18 protein-coding genes are annotated in these 18,126 nt (G+C 28.6%); 13 read left to right on the top strand and 5 right to left on the bottom strand.

The annotated features are described in order from the left end of the window. Window positions 1–69 precede the first annotated feature (69 nt). On the top strand, window positions 70–582 hold the full coding sequence (lolA, locus tag CSPT_RS04325) for a LolA-like outer membrane lipoprotein chaperone (protein WP_089182472.1): 513 nt from the start codon (window positions 70–72) through the stop codon (window positions 580–582). On the opposite strand, the gene CSPT_RS04320 is transcribed toward lolA, so the two are convergent. The 3 genes from CSPT_RS04320 to CSPT_RS04310 are packed head-to-tail and all read right to left on the bottom strand — an operon-like array spanning window position 579 to window position 3,850. After that, window positions 579–1,136 (bottom strand): flagellar basal body-associated FliL family protein, encoded by a 558-nt coding sequence (locus CSPT_RS04320; RefSeq protein WP_089182471.1) that lies wholly within the window; start codon window positions 1,134–1,136, stop codon window positions 579–581. The two genes, lolA and CSPT_RS04320, sit on opposite strands and share 4 nt — an antisense overlap. A gap of 8 nt (window positions 1,137–1,144) precedes the next feature. Next, entirely contained in the window at window positions 1,145–2,446 is a 1,302-nt protein-coding gene (locus CSPT_RS04315) for an ATP-dependent DNA helicase (RefSeq protein WP_089182470.1), read from the bottom strand. Between the two features lie 27 nt (window positions 2,447–2,473). After that, window positions 2,474–3,850: a phosphomannomutase/phosphoglucomutase gene (locus tag CSPT_RS04310; RefSeq protein WP_089182469.1), complete on the bottom strand. Its 1,377-nt coding sequence runs from the start codon at window positions 3,848–3,850 to the stop codon at window positions 2,474–2,476. Window positions 3,851–4,035: 185 nt separating this feature from the next. On the opposite strand from CSPT_RS04310, the gene CSPT_RS04305 reads away from it, so the two are divergent. Next, window positions 4,036–4,443 carry an Hsp20/alpha crystallin family protein gene (locus tag CSPT_RS04305; RefSeq protein ID WP_089182468.1) on the top strand — a complete coding sequence of 136 codons (408 nt, stop codon included), beginning with the start codon at window positions 4,036–4,038 and terminating at the stop codon, window positions 4,441–4,443. A gap of 30 nt (window positions 4,444–4,473) precedes the next feature. Here CSPT_RS04305 and CSPT_RS04300 read toward each other — a convergent pair whose 3' ends face one another. After that, window positions 4,474–4,878 carry an acyl-CoA thioesterase gene (locus tag CSPT_RS04300; RefSeq protein ID WP_089182467.1) on the bottom strand — a complete coding sequence of 135 codons (405 nt, stop codon included), beginning with the start codon at window positions 4,876–4,878 and terminating at the stop codon, window positions 4,474–4,476. Window positions 4,879–5,014: 136 nt separating this feature from the next. Between CSPT_RS04300 and CSPT_RS04295 the strand changes: the two genes are divergently transcribed. Beyond that, window positions 5,015–5,458, top strand: coding sequence for a hydrogenase maturation protease (locus CSPT_RS04295; RefSeq protein ID WP_089182466.1), 444 nt, complete (start codon window positions 5,015–5,017; stop codon window positions 5,456–5,458). On the opposite strand, the gene CSPT_RS04290 is transcribed toward CSPT_RS04295, so the two are convergent. Next, window positions 5,450–7,546, bottom strand: a complete 2,097-nt coding sequence (locus tag CSPT_RS04290) for an AsmA family protein (RefSeq protein WP_089182465.1) — start codon at window positions 7,544–7,546, stop codon at window positions 5,450–5,452. The genes CSPT_RS04295 and CSPT_RS04290 overlap by 9 nt on opposite strands. Before the next feature lie 166 nt (window positions 7,547–7,712). On the opposite strand from CSPT_RS04290, the gene groES reads away from it, so the two are divergent. From groES to CSPT_RS04245, 10 genes are all read left to right on the top strand, one after another. Continuing rightward, window positions 7,713–7,973, top strand: a complete 261-nt coding sequence (gene groES / locus CSPT_RS04285) for a co-chaperone GroES (protein ID WP_089182464.1) — start codon at window positions 7,713–7,715, stop codon at window positions 7,971–7,973. Window positions 7,974–7,983: 10 nt separating this feature from the next. Then, window positions 7,984–9,621 (top strand): chaperonin GroEL, encoded by a 1,638-nt coding sequence (gene groL, locus CSPT_RS04280; RefSeq protein ID WP_089182463.1) that lies wholly within the window; start codon window positions 7,984–7,986, stop codon window positions 9,619–9,621. 38 nt (window positions 9,622–9,659) lie between these two features. Further along, the gene (locus CSPT_RS04275; RefSeq protein WP_143297532.1) at window positions 9,660–11,255 is read left to right on the top strand and encodes a hypothetical protein; all 1,596 of its coding nucleotides are present in this window, start codon (window positions 9,660–9,662) and stop codon (window positions 11,253–11,255) included. Between the two features lie 204 nt (window positions 11,256–11,459). Then, entirely contained in the window at window positions 11,460–12,602 is a 1,143-nt protein-coding gene (locus tag CSPT_RS04270; protein WP_089182461.1) for a hypothetical protein, read from the top strand. A 279-nt stretch (window positions 12,603–12,881) separates the two neighbouring features. After that, window positions 12,882–13,049: a hypothetical protein gene (locus CSPT_RS09050; protein WP_170228711.1), complete on the top strand. Its 168-nt coding sequence runs from the start codon at window positions 12,882–12,884 to the stop codon at window positions 13,047–13,049. A gap of 10 nt (window positions 13,050–13,059) precedes the next feature. Then, window positions 13,060–13,752, top strand: a complete 693-nt coding sequence (locus tag CSPT_RS04265) for a disulfide bond formation protein B (protein WP_089182460.1) — start codon at window positions 13,060–13,062, stop codon at window positions 13,750–13,752. A 20-nt stretch (window positions 13,753–13,772) separates the two neighbouring features. After that, on the top strand, window positions 13,773–14,660 hold the full coding sequence (locus tag CSPT_RS04260) for a hypothetical protein (protein WP_089182459.1): 888 nt from the start codon (window positions 13,773–13,775) through the stop codon (window positions 14,658–14,660). An 11-nt stretch (window positions 14,661–14,671) separates the two neighbouring features. Further along, window positions 14,672–16,939: a molybdopterin-containing oxidoreductase family protein gene (locus tag CSPT_RS04255; RefSeq protein ID WP_089182458.1), complete on the top strand. Its 2,268-nt coding sequence runs from the start codon at window positions 14,672–14,674 to the stop codon at window positions 16,937–16,939. A gap of 9 nt (window positions 16,940–16,948) precedes the next feature. Continuing rightward, the gene (locus tag CSPT_RS04250; protein ID WP_089182457.1) at window positions 16,949–17,497 is read left to right on the top strand and encodes a 4Fe-4S dicluster domain-containing protein; all 549 of its coding nucleotides are present in this window, start codon (window positions 16,949–16,951) and stop codon (window positions 17,495–17,497) included. Window positions 17,498–17,506: 9 nt separating this feature from the next. Then, window positions 17,507–18,124, top strand: coding sequence for a TorD/DmsD family molecular chaperone (locus CSPT_RS04245; RefSeq protein WP_089182456.1), 618 nt, complete (start codon window positions 17,507–17,509; stop codon window positions 18,122–18,124). Window positions 18,125–18,126: the final 2 nt, after the last annotated feature.

Below are 18,126 nucleotides of genomic sequence, written 5' to 3'. Positions count from 1 at the left end.
CATAGTTTATTTTATTTATTGTTTAATTTTTAATGATAGTATTTGCTTCAAATTTAAAAGGCATCTACAATGAAAAAAATATCTATCTTATTTGTATTTTGTGCTATGGTTTTTGCAAATGATCTTGATTTTATGAGCTTAAAAAGCGACTTTATACAAACAGTAACAAGTGGTAAAGCAAAGATTATTTATAAAGGAAGCTTTAGTGCAACAGATGATAATAAAGCTGTTTGGAACTACATAGAACCAACAAATAAAACGATATATTTTGGTTATGATAAAGTTATGATTGTTGAACCTGATTTAGAGCAAGTTATAGTTTCAAGCTTAAAAGATAGTCCAAATTTAACTAAAATTTTAAAAAGTGCAAAAAAAATATCAGCAGATGAATATCAAGCAATCCACGATGGAATAACTTATAAAGTTAAATTTCAAAACTCACTTCCAAGCGTTATCACATATAAAGATAAATTAGATAATTTTGTAGAAATAAAGCTAAGCAATACACAAAAAGATATTTCTATAGATAGGAATGATTTTATTCCAAATATTCCAGATAACTACGATATAGTTAAAAATTAATTTTCTCCAAAATCCTTACCGAAATTTGGATCTTTGGTGATATCATATTCTTTTAAATTTGGACTTTGTGTGCTATTACCGCCATTGTAAAATTCGCTTTGATTTGGTTTTTGTTCTAAATTTTGTATAGTTTGAGGTGGATTATGCGGTTGTTTATTTTCCATAGTTTTACAAATGTCAGTTGATCTAATAGCAGCTATTATCTCATCCATACTTGGCTCGCTTATGGTTTTTAATTCTATGATATACATGGCTTCTAAATCAACATTATATCGCTTTCTAGCGTATTCTAAAACCATATTTTTAAAGTTTTCTTTACCTTTGGAAGTCATTATATCTTCTACAAAATAGCTACTTATGATAACATTTATACTATCTAAAATTTTACCTTTATTTTCCATCAGATCTCTTCCTATAAGTTCAACACTCAAAGAAACTTTTCTAATGTTGTTTTTTCCAGCTTTTGAGTATAAATTTGTTTCAAAATTTTCTATATTTATCCCCTCGCTAAAACTAAAAGACAAAAAAACTAAAAGGCAAAATAAAACTTTCATAATAACTCCTATAAATTTATAAAGCTATTTTTTGCATAAAAATTAGCAACTTCGGAATTTATTGTAGCATTTTTTTTAATATAATTTTCAAAGTTTTCACTTCTATTAAAAATTATTTTTAAATTTTTTGGATTACTAGAGCGAGAAAGTGCCACATAAAGCTGTCCTGAGACAAAAATTTTATCAAGATTACAAGTAAGATTATTTATACTCATTCCTTGTGATTTGTGTATAGTTATAGCATAAGCTAATTTGAAAGGAAACTGAAAATAACTGGCTCTTACATTTTCTTTCATTTCATTACCATCAAAGGCATATTCACTTAAATCATATTTTTGCCTAATGATATCTATGGTATTTCCATTTTCCATCAAAACTTTAACAAAATCTATAGTATCGTAATTTTTAATGATATCAACTATCTCGCCTCTTTGACCATTAAAAAACTCACCCCATTTATTTGTAGTAAATATGATTTTTGCACCTATTTTTATTTTTAACTCATCTGTTATATTTAGGTTATTTATCCACTTTTGCAATATATTTTCATTTAAATTTTCATCGTAAATTTCAAAATAACCGCTAGAGATTTCAAGCTGAGAATCAATGCTTTGAAGTTTTATCATATTTAGTTTATCAACTTCGGCATTAGTCCCAAAAAGCACACTTGAATCATCGTAATTTATATTATTTTTTAAAAAAGATTTGAGATAAATTATCTCATTAACCCCGACATTTCCAACTCTTAGCTTTGAAAGAAAATCATAAAATATTTTATCATCTGTTCTTTTTGAGCCACAAAGTTCGATATTTACTAAATTTAAATTATTCCAAGCATTGGATGAAAAAGCGTAAGTTAAATCAAAAAGGGTATTTAATGATTGCTTTTTCACTGGCGGAAGTTGATAAAAATCTCCAACTAATATAAACTTACCATTAAATTCGCTATTTGCAATGCGATAATAAATAAGTTCCATAATATCGGCTGAAACCATAGAAATTTCATCTATAACTATAAGATCACAACTCTTTAAAATTTCATTTAATTCTTTTAATTTCTGTTTATTTTTCTTATCATAAATTTTTAACTCTTCATAATTTGAACAAATTCCTATCTTAAAAAAACTATGAAGAGTAACTCCACCTATGCCAACTGCACTTATACCGGTGCTTCCAAGTACTATAACTTTTTTTGAGTTTTTTTGATAATGTTTTATAATTTCTAAAACCAAATAACTCTTTCCAACACCACCACCACCCGTTAAAAACAGATTTGATGTTTTTAAAATTTCTAAAACTTTATCTAACAAAACTTATCCAAATTTACTAAACTAAATTTATAAACTAGATTTTATATCATCTAAAACTAAACTAAATATTTTTTGCATTTTTTCTAAAAACTCTTTTGAGTTTGCTTCAAATCTAGTAACTAAAACAGGAGTGGTATTTGACGCTCTTACTAACGCCCAGCCTTCATCAAAATGAACTCTTATGCCATCTATTTCTATAAGTTCTTTTATCGGCGGAAGATCTTTTAAGCCACTTTTTATTTTATCTTTTAAAATTTCTATGATTTTAAATTTATTCTCTTCGCTTGTTTTTACTTTTATTTCATCTGTACTATAAAGTTTTGGTAGTTTATCAAGTTCATCATCTAAATTATACCCAAGATAAACAAGTTCTAAAACCCTCATCATAGCATACATTGCATCATCAAAACCAAAATATCTCTCTTTGAAAAATATATGCCCGCTAACTTCGGCTGCTAAATCTATGTTTAGCTCTTTCATAGCTTTTTTTATGTTACTATGCCCAGTTTTTCCTATGAAGCTTTTGCCTATTTTGTCTATATAATCAAACATAATCTTAGAGCATTTTACCTCTCCTAAAACTCTTGGATTTTTCATATTTAGAGTAAAAAGACAAGCAAGCTCATCTCCTTTGATATCTCTAATTGGCGTTAAAACTGCAACTCTATCAGCATCTCCATCGAAAGCTATACCTAAATTTAAGTTATTTTCTGACATATATTTTTTTACATCTTTTAAATTTTCTTGTATAGTTGGATCTGGATGGTGATTTGGGAAATTTCCATCTGGTTTTTCATAAAGAATAGTTGAGTTTAAATTTAATCTTTTACAAATTTCACCAAGAGTTATACCGGCAGCTCCATTTGCACAATCGGCCACAAAAGGAATTTTAAAGTCTTTTAAATGAGAAAATTCTTTTACAAAGAAATTTATATATTCACTTAAAATATCGTATTTTTCTATATTTGCATCTATTTTTATATCTTTATCTAAATTTTGATTTAAAGCATCGATTACCAAGTTTTTAAGATATTGCAAATCTTTGCCAAAATAACTATCTTTAAAAATTGTAATCTTAAATCCATTGTATTCTTTTGGATTATGAGATCCTGTTATCATAATATTTGCATCAAATTTTTCACTAAAAACGCTAAAATAACCAACAGGTGTTGGAGCCATTCCTATATCAAAAATTTTTATATCATTTTTTTTAAGCCCGCTAACAAGCCAAGAAAAAAGATCATTTCTGCTAAGTCTTGCATCATATCCTATACTTAGCGTTTTTACACCTTTTTCTTGCATGATTTTACCGAGTTTTAACCCTATTAACTTAACACAGCTCTCATTTAAATCATCATTAAATACGCCTCTTATATCGTATTCTCTAAAAATTTGATCTATCATAATTTTCCTTTTATAAAATAATTTGTAATCATATTTAAATTTTGATAAATAATTGATAAAAAGGATAATTTATACTATTTTTTAGCACTTATATATATAAAGTGCTAAAAAATACTTGACAAATATAAAAATATTTAGTATAATACGCTCAACTTAATTAAATAAATAAAATAAAGGAGAATAAAATGAAAGTTACAAATTACAGCCCGTTGTTTAGTTTAAATCCGTTTGAAGATGGATTTTTTTCTATGGTAAATAGAAGTGAAAACTTCAAACCTATGGTAAATTTAAGAGAAGATGAAAAAGGTTATAACATAGAAGTTGATCTTCCTGGAATTAAAAAAGAAGATGTAAATATAGAATTAAATGATGGTATTTTGAAAATATCTGGCGAAAGAAAATTTAAAAGCGAACAAAAAGATGAAAAATATCACAAAACAGAGAGTTTTTTTGGTAAATTTGAAAGAAGTTTTAGTATATCAAAAGATATAGATACTGCCAACATTCAAGCAAAACAAGAAGATGGTGTGCTAGAGATTTTCTTGCCAAAAGCTGAAATTACATCTCAAAGTAAAAAAATAGAAATTAAATAAACTCAAAGCTATCTCTTTTTGGGATAGCTTTTAAAATCCGTGAAGTCTTTTTAAATCATCGTCTATAGGTTTTTTCTCGCCAGCCTTATTTACACTTACATATACAACTTCTGCCGTAGTTACTGGAACGCAAATTGTTGTATTTTCTTTAGTTAATCTTTGAACAACTACTTTTACAACTGTTGTTATAGAAGTTCTACCGACACTAACTACTTTTGCATAGCAACTAACGATATCGCCTATATAAACAGGCTCATTAAAAACAGCTTCTTTCATAGAAATAGTAACAACTCTCTCAGGTGCCAACTCTCTTGCTGCTATAGCTCCAGCTAAATCTATCTGAGACATAATCCATCCGCCAAATATATTTCCAGCTGGATTCGTATCGCTTGGCATTGCAACTATTTTTATTTTTGGTTCTCCCATATTTTTCATTATTTATATCCTTATTTAAAAATTTCGTGAAAATATACTATTAAAAATTTAATATTTTATTAAAATAATTTATAATTTAAAACTATTTTTTAGTTTTTTAGATAAACTTACTTCTAAATTTAAAATAAGGTTTTATATGAAAAAAGCACTTTTATGCATAGGAAATAGCCTAAGAGGTGATGATGGAATAGCTTTATATTTAGGAAAATTAGTAGAAAAAGAACTAAAAGATTGGAAAGTATTTTATGGCGAAGATGTGCCAGAAAATGAGTTTGAAGCTATTAGAAATTTCGCTCCAGATATTTTAGTAGTAGCTGATGCTATGAGTGGTTTTAAAGAAGGTGTAAGCGAATTTTTAGATATTAGCGATGAAAAAACATATATATATTCAACGCATAATCTGCCTGCTCCAGTTTTACTGAGCTATCTTAGAACAATATGCTTAAAAACTATATTTTTAGGTATTTCAGTCCTTCTTGAAAATGTTTTAGACTTTAAAGAAGGACTTAGTAAAAATGCCTTGCACTCGGCAAATTTGGCTCTAGATAAAATTAAATTATTAGATAAAGAACTAAAATAGCCCTTTTAAAATACCTTTAATCGCATCTTTTGCCACATCTTTTGATGAGGCATTTTGATCTAAATTTGTAGTATTATTAGTATCTACACTATTTGTACCAAAAAGTTTATCTAACCCCTTGTTAAGTTTTCTTGAGAATTTTGACTTTAAATACTGCGAACTTACATTATATTTAGGCTCTTTTGTAGTTCCTGTTATATCTATAGATATATCTGTTTTTTCTATATTTCCCCTTACTGGTATATAAATTTTAGATGTAATTAAATTTATATTTCCATCATCTATATTAAATGAACCTTTACTTTTTTTACCGCTTTTTCCGCTATTTCCAATCCATGCATCAAAATTTACAATATTGCTTTTTATAGTTCCGTTTACATCAGTCTTATCAAAAACAGCTGCTTCAAAACTACCTTGACTTAAAGCTTTTAATATATTTATAAACTCATTACTAGCTATCGCACCATCATTTATATCTAAAGAAAAGCTTCCATAAGCTTTGTTTAAATCATAGTTAAAACTAGCATTTCCAATGCCATCATATATATGTTTATATCCTAGCATATCTGTTAGTTTTTTCATATCAAAATTTTTAAAATTTGAAGTTAGTATCAAGGCGTCAAAACCAGTTTTGTTAAAATTGTCATTTTTTATATCTATTTTTAAATTTCCATTAAGAAAATTTGAAGTTAATGATGTTAAAAATTTTCCATTTTGTATAGTTGTACTTCCATTTGCAACAAAATTTCCTTTTAATTTTGTATTTGTTAAAAATGATAATTCATTTAAATCAGAAATATTTAAAGTATAATCTGAGCTAACTTCACCATTTTTTATAGTTGTATTTTTTATATCAAATTTTGCAATTTTACTATCTAAATTTGCTTTTGCTTTTATAGCGTCATCTTTTTTATCAAAATTCATATCAAAATTATATGTTAGATTGTTTGGAAAATTTTTACCAGTTATGCTATCTAGTTGTGTTTTATTTAAAAGAGCTTCTTTTATATTTGCAGCTCCGCTTACATCGTTAAAGCTTATATTTGAGCTTATGTCTGCATTTATTTTTCCGCTAGATAAATTTGGTTGATTTAGCATTTTTAAAACTTTTGACAAACTAACATCTTTAAGCTTGATTTGCAAATTTTCATCTTTTACATTTGCTTTTATATCTCCATCTAAACCTAAAACTTTTGCATCAAAAAGTGATAATTTTTTATCTTCTATACTAATAGCACCAAGTATGTCTAAATTTCCAATCAATTTTTGTTTAGTAAATGGTTCAAGCTTGGAAAGATCATTTAATTTTATATCAAAATCACTATCTATATGTTTTGTTTTTAAATTTATAGTTGTGTTTTTAGCACTTGCTTCTAAATTTAAATTTGAGTTTAAATATGTTTTAGCATTTATAGTTTCGCCTTGCATTTTTAACTCGCTAATGCCGCTTAGCATAGTATTTTGAGGCAAAGATATATTTAAATCATTTTTAAAAACTTTTTCGTTCAATCTTATATCTTTTGCATTTATGGTAGCTTTACCTTGTGCGTTTTGAATATCTGCATTTATATCAACACTACCAAAGGCATATAATGGCTGTTTGGCAAGAGGTAAGGCTTTGGCTAAATTTAATCCATTTGCATCTATTTTTAAAGTATATGGCTTCATATCTATGATATTTGCCATTATTTTTACATCACTATCTAAAAATTTTCCACTTGCATTTGCGTTGAAATTATTTATATTTCCACTTACTTTACCATATAAATTCATATTTTCATTAAGCTCAAGTCCAAAGCTTTTTAAATTTTTTATATCTACTTTATATTCAACATCAAAACTTCTTGAAAATATAGAATAAGGTCCATTTAAATTTAAAAATATCTCTTTATTTATATCGCCTTTTAAATTTAAATCAGAAAAACCGATCCTAAATGTTTCAAATTTTACATCATATCCGCTCTTTTCTTTTATCATTTTCTCAACATATGGTTTGATTATATTATTTCCTGTGCTAGAAAATAAAAACATAATTAGAAGTATTAACAAAGCGATAACGCTACCTAAAATCAAAAATATTTTTTTCATATTTACCCTTTAATTTAATGATTTATATCATATAACTTTAGTGTATATGACTAAAATTATATGATAATTTTTTATTTAGCTATTGACATTTCACAAAAATTATCATATAATTTCATCACTCAAAGTAAAAGAGTGCTAATAAATTTATTTTAACAAAGGAAACGAAATGAAATTCAAACCACTCGGTAAACGTGTTTTAATAGAACGCGTAGAAGAAACAAACACAACTGCTACAGGTATCATTATACCCGATAATGCTAAAGAAAAACCTTTAAGCGGAAAAGTAATTGCTGTTAGCAAAGAAGTTGATGGTGTAGAAGAAGGTGATAAAGTTGTATTCGCAAAATATGGCGGAACCGAGATAACTTTAGATGATAAAAAATATTTAGTTTTAAGCATTGATGATGTTTTAGGTATTATAAAATAAGGAGAAAAAGATGGCAAAAGAGATAATTTTTTCAGATGACGCAAGAAATAGACTTTATGATGGTGTAAAAAAACTTAATGACGCAGTTAAAGTAACAATGGGGCCAAGAGGTAGAAATGTGCTTATACAAAAAAGCTTTGGCGCTCCAGCTATTACAAAAGATGGCGTTAGCGTTGCAAAAGAGATAGAGCTAAAAGATACTATAGAAAATATGGGTGCAGGTCTTGTAAAAGAAGTAGCAAACAAAACAAATGATCAAGCAGGAGATGGCACAACAACTGCGACAGTTTTAGCTCACTCTATATTCAAAGAAGGTCTTAGAAATATAACAGCTGGTGCAAATCCAATCGAAGTAAAAAGAGGTATGGACAAAGTTGCTGAGGCAATCATAGCTGAGCTTAAAAATATGTCAAAAAAAGTAAAAGATAAAAAAGAGATAGCACAAGTTGCTACAATTTCTGCAAATTCAGATGAGGCTGTTGGATCACTTATAGCTGATGCTATGGAAAAAGTTGGTAAAGATGGCGTTATAACAGTTGAAGAAGCGAAATCAATCAATGATGAGCTAAATGTTGTTGAGGGTATGCAATTTGATAGAGGATATTTAAGCCCGTATTTCATTACAAACTCAGAAAAAATGACAGTTGAGCTAAGCAATCCATATATATTGCTTTTTGATAAAAAGATAACAAATTTAAAAGATTTACTACCTGTTTTAGAGCAAGTTCAAAAATCAGGAAAACCGCTTCTTATAATAGCTGAAGATATCGAGGGTGAAGCACTTGCTACACTAGTTGTAAACAAACTTAGAGGTGTTTTAAATATATCTGCCGTAAAAGCTCCTGGTTTTGGCGATAGAAGAAAAGCAATGCTTGAAGATATAGCTATCTTAACAGGCGGAGAAGTAGTTAGCGAAGAGCTTGGAAGAACACTTGAAAGTGCGGGCATTAGCGATCTTGGTGAAGCTGATAGAGTTGTAATAGACAAAGACAACACAACTATAGTAAATGGTAAAGGCGAAAAAGCTTCAATTGATGCAAGAATTAATCAAATAAAAGCTCAAATTGCTGAAACAACAAGCGATTATGATAGAGAAAAATTACAAGAAAGATTAGCAAAACTTAGCGGTGGTGTTGCTGTTATAAAAGTTGGTGCAGCAACTGAAACAGAGATGAAAGAGAAAAAAGACCGCGTTGATGACGCACTAAGTGCAACAAAAGCAGCCGTTGAAGAAGGTATAGTAATTGGTGGCGGTGCAGCTATCATAAAAGCTGGATCAAAAATCAATCTAAATTTAAGCGGCGATGAAGCAATAGGTGCTGATATAGTAAAAAGAGCTCTTCGTGCCCCACTTAGACAAATAGCAGAAAATGCTGGTTTTGATGCTGGCGTTGTAGCAAATGCAGTTGAGATAAATAAAGATGAAAACTACGGCTTTGATGCAGCAAAAGGCGAGTATGTAAATATGTTTGAAGCAGGAATTATAGATCCTGTAAAAGTTGCTAGAGTTGCTTTACAAAATGCGGTTAGTGTTGCAAGTTTACTTCTTACAACAGAAGCAACAGTTAGCGATATAAAAGAAGACAAACCAGCTATGCCTGATATGAGTGGTATGAGTGGAATGGGCGGTATGGGTGGTATGATGTAATTCCACCACGCCTTTTTAAGCATCTCTTAAATATAGAGATGCTTAAATTTACTATGAACTCATCACTTAAAATTTTAATCTTTTTTACACTAATATCTTTTGTATTTACTTTTGATGAATTAAATTGCATTGCCTTTTTGCTGTATTTTACCCTATTTTTACTAGTATTTGGTTATGAAATTTTTTCTTATAATATTATCAAAAAAAGATTTTTAAACTACGCAATATTTAGAAAAAACAGCAAAATAAAACCTTTTTTAAGCGGAAATTTAAGCCATAGCGTATCATCTTTTATAAAAGCTCTGTTTTTTACAACTATACTGATTATAAACTTTTCAAATATAAATAATTATATTTTTTTGTATATTTTTATTGCCCTGCCCTTGATTTTTATAATCACCAAATTTATAGTTATGAAAAAACTAATGCGTGAGTTTAGGATGGCAAATTATAGCCTTAAAAAAGTTATCATATATATTTCAAGCACTATTTCAACTATTGTTTTTATGATATTTTTTATAAATTTTGTGATGTATAAAAATGTAAATTTATCCGAAATTTTTATACTAAAAACAATGAATACTCAATGCATTTTGATAAATGAAATATTAGCAGTAAATAGTTTCATAGAAAATATACAAAATTTTTTATACACAACAATACAAAAACAATTTGCGAAAATAATAGTTTTAATCATTTTGAGTTTTAATTATTTTGTATTTTTTATGGCAATTATGCATATTTATTCGTTTTTATTTACAAAAAAAGATAAGAAAAATAGCTTTAAATTTGGATACTTTTTACAAACTATTTTTGTTTTGGCATTTGGTGTTTTGATATTTTTTCTAGCATCATTTTTAAATCAAAATTATGAAAATAAACTTAAAAGCGAACAAATCATACTAAATTTAAAAAATAAAATAAATAGTGCAATAAGTCAAAATTTGACAAATACTAAAAATGCAATAGACATTTATATAGATGAAATTTATGAGCTTAGCGTAGATAAAGCTGTTACAAATATAGCTGATTTTGAATATGCTTGGTATAGTGATTATGTAAAGCTTTATTATGGTGCTATTGATAAAAACGCATCAATTTTTTATAAAAATAAATTTTATGATATTATTAAAAGTAGCTTTCCTGTAAATTTAAATGAAAATATAACAAATATAATTTTATTAAATTTAGATAATTTAAAAAAAGATATAAGCAATATTGCAAATGAAAACGCCATAAAATACGATACGACAAAAATTATATCTATTATAGATATGCAAAGTTATGAATTAAAATTTGGAATAAATTCCGTTTTAACATTAGGCGGAATAACTGCTCTCAAAACTGGGGCAAAACTCGCCGCAAAAAGTGGAGCAAAGTTAGCGTTAAAAAGTGGAGCTAGTCTTAGTGCCGGAACAAGTGGAGCTATTTGTGGTCCAGCTAGCGTAGTTTGCGTTCCTTTGCTAGCTATAACCACTTGGTTTGGTTTTGATTATGTTATATCAAAAGCCGATGAGAGCTTAAATAGAGAAGAATTTGAAACTGAATTAAAAGCAGAATTAATGAATCAAAAAGAAAATTTTAAAGCCCTGCTTTATCAAAACATAGATGAGTTATATTTTAAATTTAGATAATTAATTTTTTTAAATTTGATGACTTTTTAATGAATAAACTTTTTTGTTAATATTACAATCAAACTACTAAATCTTATAGCAAAAAATTATAAGATTTTAAAATACACAAATAAAACATAATTATTATAAAAATAACTACATAAAACACTATTTAAGACTAAGTAAGATAAAATTTAGTATGATTAAATTTTTGAAAGTAAATATATGGAAAATATTTTTTTAGAATCTTATGATATTTTTAAGTTATATCCAAATAATAGTGGCAAAATTTTCAATGAATTTCTAAATAACAATAAAAAATATCATGTAACCCGCTGTTATTATTCAATTATGGTTGAAAATATATTTTTAACATATTCTCATTTAGTGATTTATGAGACTTGCCTTTATATTTTATTTTCACAAAATAAGCTTAAAAATGGCGATTTTACTTTTAAGATTAAAAAATCAGATCTTGTAAAAAAATTTAAAACAAATATCACAAAAACAGCAGTTGATACAATAAAAAGATTTCATGAACTAAAAGATGTAAAAATAACAATTTTTGTTAAAGATAAAATCCAAGATGAGATGAGTATTATAGATTATATAAGTATTTCAAAGCCTCAAAAATACGCAGATATACCAGATGAAGTAGAAATAAGACTAAACTCAACATTTTTAAATTTATACCAGTGTGCTTACCTTGATAAAATTGAGTATTTAAATAGTTTTAGTGAAGAACAAGGTAGTTTTATAAGATATTTTATGCAACATCAATTAAATGGTGGCACAAAAATAGAAGCAATAATTGATAAAATGAGAATAATGGACTATATCCCACTAAGCAGAAAGAAAAAATTCAAAGATGAAATTTCAAACTTAAATTTCTACTACAAAAATGAAAAATATGTGGTAAAGGATGGGTTTGTGATTTTAGAAAATATACAAGGCAAAATTTATCAAAATCAAAATGCCTTTATCTGTCTGTTTAGCATAATAAATCAAGAATTAAACAAAAATTTAAGCAAAAAAATAACTTTAAATAATGAAAATTTAAAACCTTATTTTGAGCGTTTTGGAAAATTTCAATCATGTGATATTTTATTTAGAATGCTAAATAATATGGAACTTTTACTAAATAAATCGGTAAATTTTGATACAAACGATAGTGAAGTGATTTGCTTTTCTCACTTTTTTGAAAGCATAGTTTTTATAAATAAACAAGATTTTAAAATATGTATAAATTTAACACAAAAAGGATTTGAATACATCTTATCTAAAAAAGCAAATTTAGACCTTTGGGATGTAGAGTCTAAAGATTATGGACTTACATCGTATCCACTAGAAGAAAATTGTAAAATTTAATCTTTTAAACCTTATATAAAAACTCCAAAAATTAATTTTTTTCAAAAATCTATAAATTTCTATTTATATTTTTTATTTGCTTTTTTTATTTTAATATTAAAATTTACTTAAAAATATAAAAAATTATATAAAATAATATTTTTTAAACGGTATATTTAAATAAAATAGTATTTTTTTATAAATAAATACTATTTTTTAAGTTTATTTTAAATAAAAAATAATATTATACTTTAAATGAATAATTAATAATATAAATTAAATCTCATTTAAGGAGTAGAAATGGAATTCTTACAATTAGTCTTGCTTTTAATAGCATCTTTGATTATTTATTTTAAACCAGAAAAGGAGCGTCTAGCAGTTGCTTGTGGTTTTGTTGCATGCTTAATACTTGTGGTGCTTGAGTTTTATGTTAATGCTTGGGTTGTTGTGCCTATTGGAAATTTTTAGGAGTTAAAAAATGTTTGATTATGAGAAAAAATTTTTTAATCAAATGAGCGTAGCTGTAATTTTACTTATGGCACTACCTGTTGGAATTGCTTGTATTATTCTTGGCTTTGGTATGGGTGATAGTCCTTGTATAATGTGCTGGGCTGAGAGAATTACGATGATAGTTATCGCATTTATTGGCTTACTTATCGTTAGATATGGATTTAAAGTCTCATATTTTGCAGCTTTAATATTTATGGCTTGTTGGGGACTGTTTAACGGATTTATACATTACACTGTAGATGGAACTTTTGGTGGATATTTGGATATAAAGCAAGGTTTTGGTCTTGAAATTTTAGGGGCCCATACTCAATTTTGGGTAATTGTTGTAAATTTTTGTGTTTTGCTATTTTTAGGTTTGATTTTTATTTTAAATAGCAAGCATATCGCTGAAATTATGAAAAAAAGCGCAGATAACGAGTATGAAAAAGAGTTAAAAAATCTTTTTTTAGGAAAAGTTGCCAACATTGTATTTATTGTAATTATTGCTTTTAACTCTATTCAAGCTTTTGTGACATCAGGAGTTCCGCCTTATCTTGCTTCAAGCACACCTGCAAGGATGAGTTTGGACAGTGATAAATGGTTTTGGGAAAAAGATCACTGGGAAAGTACATTTGACTTTAGATTTGACTGGAACCCAGAACTTCCAGATTTGCCTGAATAATGGTGATTTAAGGAGAGATTATGAAAAAATTATTTTATTTAATTTGCATTGTAAGTTTTAGTTTTGGATTTGAGTTTGATTTAAGTAGTCAAAACTCACCCTTAAAAGGAGTTACGGCTTTAAATCCTGCTGTTTTAGAAATAAGCATAAATTTAGAAAACGATAATGCTATTTTAGGAGCTGATTATGATAGTGCTACAAAGCAATTTGCCGTAGTTAGCAAAGAAAATGAATTTTATATCACTGATGAAAATTTCAAGCCTTTAAGGTATGCCAAACATGATAGACATTTTATGCTAGAAATGGAAAAAACCGTAGGGGCAACTTGGTGTAAAGGTGCTGTTGGGATGATAAGCTATAATAAAAGTTTTGTTATTTACGAACCGATTGATATAAATGATAAAAAGGAGCAAAATGAGCAGTGGAAACATCTTTTAAAAGGCTATGATAAGTGGAAACTTAAAGAAAAAAATAGATTTTTTACTCTTAGAGCGAAGCAGCAATATATTTTGGACTTTGATTATGATGAGAGCAAAAATATATTTTTAAGTGCGAGTGTGCCAAATGATGTGAGAGATTATTGGAGTGTTGCTGTTTTTGACGGCGATGATAAAATGATACTTGAAGAGTATATACCAAAAATAGGAGGAAATTTAAGCATTGATGAAAATAGAAATTTGGGCGAATTTTATATAGTTGGCGTGGATATTTTGGATGATTGTGCATATTTGCTAAGCAAAAACTACTCTACTATTTTAAAACTTGATATTAATAGCAAGAGTTTAATTGATGCTTATAGTTTTGCAAATGTTCCAAATCCTGTTGCTTTAAGCATTAAAGACAATAAATTTTATATATTTTCAAGAAATAATAAAGAAAATAAAGTTTATATCTTTGATATGAAATAAGGATAAAAATTATGCAAAGAAGAGAATTTTTAAAGCAAACCGGAGTTTTAGCTATTGCTAGCGGAACTCCAAATTTGTTTGCTATGGAGCAGTTTGAAGTCGATTTTAAACCTAAAATTCACAGCAAAAAAGATACAACTTATCACTACTTAACCTGTCCTAGGAATTGTCGTGATGCTTGTTCAATCGTAGCAGAGGTTGTAGATGGAAAAATGGTTGCTATGAAAGGAAATCCAAAACACCCTTTAACACAAGGAAGCGTTTGTGTTAAAGGACACACCTATCCAATGCACCTTTATAATGCAGATAGAATTATGCATCCAATGAAAAGAGTTGGAAAAAAAGGCGAAGGAAAGTGGGAAAAAATTAGCTGGGATCAAGCTTTAAAAGAGATTGCCGCAAAACTAACTAAAATAAAAGAGGAATTTGGCGGTGAAGCTTTAACCGAGTTTGTATATTCAGGAAATGAAGGGCATATTTCAAAAACAATAGCACCTGGAAATTTCTTTGAAAAATATGGCGCTACAAGGCTTGTTAGAAATCCTTGCGATTGGCCTAGATACGCAGGAACTCCTAGCGTTCTTGGAACTGATTATTCAAAAGATGCATTAGAAATCGATGAATCAGATATGTATATTAGCTGGGGTTCAAATGAGTCAAATACAGCCGTGCATTGGATAAGATTTGCTCATCGTGTTAAAAAAAGAGGTGGAAAAATCATTGTAATAAATCCAATTAGAATCCCTCTTGCAAATCAAGCTGATATGTTTATACAAATCAAACCATCAAGTGATCCTGCTTTTTGTTTGGCTGTGTGTAAATTTATCATCGAAGAAGATCTTTATGATCATGAATTTGTTGAGAAATATACAATGGGCTTTGATGAGTTAGTTAAAGAGTGCTCATTATATACATATTTAGAACTTGCAAATATGTGCGGGGTTAGTGTTGATGAGATTAAAGTTTTTGCAAGACTTTATGCAAAAGCAAAAAATCCAGCCATTATGCATGGCGATGGCGGACAAAGACATTATAATGGTGCAAGACTTGTTAGAGCGGTTACATTTTTGCCTGTGCTGGTTGGTGCTTTAACTAAGCAAGGCGGAGGTTTATTTTGGGCGTATGTGCATGTAAGCGGGTGCTTTAATTTTGAAAATTGTATGCCTGATTTATCGCCAAAAGATGAGTTTGGTAACAAAATAGAAAGGCAAAGAGTAAGTTATGTGGAATTTGGAAAAGGTATCCAAAAAGAAGGTGCAACTTGCCTTGGTAAGCCTGTAAATGTGCCTATTAAAGCTTGCATAAATTACAACTCAAATTTGATGACAACAGCACCAAATACAAATTTAATTAAAAAAAGAATTATAGAAGATGATTTCTTTTTAGTTGTAATTGATCCATATAATACAGATACTTGCGACTGGGCTGATTATGTTTTACCAGGAGTTACATTTATGGAGAGCGAAGATATACAAAATGATCAAATTTCAGGATATGTTTGTTATAACGCTCAGGCTGTAAAACCACTTGGCGAAGCTAAGACAAATTTGGAATTTTTCAACGCTCTTGCAAAAGCTATGGGCTATACAGAAGAGTGTTTTGACTGGGATAGTGAGACTGTTTGTAGGAAATTTTTAGATACTAAGTTTGCAAAAAGTCAAAATATAACTTATGAAAAACTAAAAGCCACAGGTCAAATTAAACCATTTAGAACCCCTGAAACGATGAAAGAGTTACATCCACACTATCCATACGCACCAAAAGATAATTTAACTTTTGGCACCCAGAGTGGAAAATGCGAGCTTTATTCCAAGAAATTTAAAGATGCAGGATACCATCCTGTTATTGATCTTGGAACTGATAAGGATTATTATGAAAAGCATTATGGTAAAGAATATGTAAAAAAATATCCACTATTTTTCATGACTCCTGGAAGCCAGCTTCAAGATAATACAAACTGGGGAAGTATGCCTTATATCGTAAAAAGAATGGTTAGAAACGGCGAAGCGATGATTTTCATGACAAAAGAAGATATGGATGATCGTGGCATAAAAGATGGCGATATTGTAGAGGTTGCAAACGAAAAAGGAACGGCGATATTTTGCGTCGTAGAGTCAAACGAGATGAAGCCTGGTTTAACTTATGCATGGCGACATGTTTGGGCAAAAGCCACAAATTCAAAAACAGTTGCAAATATTTTGTGTTCTGATGGAATCAGCGATTTAGGCGATGGCTCAACGTATGCGGCTAATTTCGTTGAAGTTAAAAAGCATAATTAGAGGTGTAAGATGAAAAAATTAGGATTTTTATTTGATCAAAATTTTTGTATAGGTTGTAAAGCTTGTGAAGTATCTTGTCAAGTCTATCACAATCAAGATCCAGACATAAATTGGCGTAAAGTTGATAGAATAAGCATTCATGAGCATGGAATTAGTAAGGATGTATATTTTTCTCATTCTTGTCATCACTGCGACAATCCTGCTTGTTTGCATGTTTGTCCTGTTAGAGCTTATAAAAAGCTTGATAATGGCGTTGTTGAGCCACTACACGATAGATGCATAGGGTGTGGATATTGTATCTTGGCATGTCCATATAGTGCTATAACAAAAGGCAAAGATAAAAAAGCACAAAAATGCAATCTTTGCTCTGAAAAACTAGAAAGAGGCGAAGAACCAGCTTGCGTTGAGGGCTGTCCTGTTGGGGTTTTAAGATTAGTCCCAAGTGATGTTTGTGATAGTGCCGGTATGCAAAAAGAGATGGTAGGGTTTGTGCATAGTTTTACTAAGCCAAATATTAGATTTTATCCAAGAATCAAAAGTGCAAATTTCACAAAATAAGGATAAAAGATGAACGAATTTTTAGCCAAAAATTTATCCAATAGTTTGATTATGGAAGATATGTGTAGAAGGCTATTTTTGTTTGAATTTAATCAAGAAAATTTAGAAGAAATTTTAGATATTTCTACAAATTTAAGCGAACCTCAAATAAATCATCCATTTATTAGCGAACTAAAAAAGGCTAAAAAAGATAGCAAGTATTTAAACGAAGCAAGGTGGGAATTTAATAGACTTTTTGTAGGTCCTACGCGTCCAAAAGCTGTGCCGTATGAATCAGTTTATTTTGATTATCACACAATGTTTGGCGAAAAAACTATGCAGGTTAGAGAATTTTACACAAAGGCTGGAATAAAAATCAAAGATGATAAATTTCCTGATGATTTTATAGGATTTGAGTTTGAATATCTCTATTTTATGAGTTATAAAGCGATTAATTCTAGCAATGATGAAATTATCAAGGAAAAAAGCGATTTTTTACACTCTCACCCTTTAAATTGGTTTGATCAATTCACAAAACTTTGCATTGATGAATCAAGGCTGGAAATTTGGCGAGAATTTGCAAAATTTGTGAGATTGTATCTAGAAAATGAAATTAAAATTTTAAACAAAATTTTAAAACGAAGTTAAAG

The sequence above is a fragment of the Campylobacter sputorum subsp. sputorum genome (assembly GCF_008245005.1).
In the GTDB taxonomy this organism is placed as follows: domain Bacteria; phylum Campylobacterota; class Campylobacteria; order Campylobacterales; family Campylobacteraceae; genus Campylobacter_F; species Campylobacter_F sputorum.
The sequence above is the reverse complement of the archived record's forward strand: the minus strand, read 5'-3'. Positions and strand labels throughout refer to the sequence as shown.

Bases quoted from the DNA above. Each gene is read 5' to 3' on its own strand.
- lolA (WP_089182472.1), top strand. From the start codon at position 70: ATGAAAAAAATATCTATCTTATTTGTATTTTGTGCTATGGTTTTTGCA.
- CSPT_RS04320 (WP_089182471.1), bottom strand. From the start codon at position 1,136: ATGAAAGTTTTATTTTGCCTTTTAGTTTTTTTGTCTTTTAGTTTTAGC.
- CSPT_RS04310 (WP_089182469.1), bottom strand. From the start codon at position 3,850: ATGATAGATCAAATTTTTAGAGAATACGATATAAGAGGCGTATTTAAT.
- CSPT_RS04305 (WP_089182468.1), top strand. From the start codon at position 4,036: ATGAAAGTTACAAATTACAGCCCGTTGTTTAGTTTAAATCCGTTTGAA.
- CSPT_RS04300 (WP_089182467.1), bottom strand. From the start codon at position 4,878: ATGAAAAATATGGGAGAACCAAAAATAAAAATAGTTGCAATGCCAAGC.
- CSPT_RS04295 (WP_089182466.1), top strand. From the start codon at position 5,015: ATGAAAAAAGCACTTTTATGCATAGGAAATAGCCTAAGAGGTGATGAT.
- CSPT_RS04290 (WP_089182465.1), bottom strand. From the start codon at position 7,546: ATGAAAAAAATATTTTTGATTTTAGGTAGCGTTATCGCTTTGTTAATA.
- groES (WP_089182464.1), top strand. From the start codon at position 7,713: ATGAAATTCAAACCACTCGGTAAACGTGTTTTAATAGAACGCGTAGAA.
- groL (WP_089182463.1), top strand. From the start codon at position 7,984: ATGGCAAAAGAGATAATTTTTTCAGATGACGCAAGAAATAGACTTTAT.
- CSPT_RS04275 (WP_143297532.1), top strand. From the start codon at position 9,660: ATGCTTAAATTTACTATGAACTCATCACTTAAAATTTTAATCTTTTTT.
- CSPT_RS04270 (WP_089182461.1), top strand. From the start codon at position 11,460: ATGGAAAATATTTTTTTAGAATCTTATGATATTTTTAAGTTATATCCA.
- CSPT_RS09050 (WP_170228711.1), top strand. From the start codon at position 12,882: ATGGAATTCTTACAATTAGTCTTGCTTTTAATAGCATCTTTGATTATT.
- CSPT_RS04265 (WP_089182460.1), top strand. From the start codon at position 13,060: ATGTTTGATTATGAGAAAAAATTTTTTAATCAAATGAGCGTAGCTGTA.
- CSPT_RS04260 (WP_089182459.1), top strand. From the start codon at position 13,773: ATGAAAAAATTATTTTATTTAATTTGCATTGTAAGTTTTAGTTTTGGA.
- CSPT_RS04255 (WP_089182458.1), top strand. From the start codon at position 14,672: ATGCAAAGAAGAGAATTTTTAAAGCAAACCGGAGTTTTAGCTATTGCT.
- CSPT_RS04250 (WP_089182457.1), top strand. From the start codon at position 16,949: ATGAAAAAATTAGGATTTTTATTTGATCAAAATTTTTGTATAGGTTGT.
- CSPT_RS04245 (WP_089182456.1), top strand. From the start codon at position 17,507: ATGAACGAATTTTTAGCCAAAAATTTATCCAATAGTTTGATTATGGAA.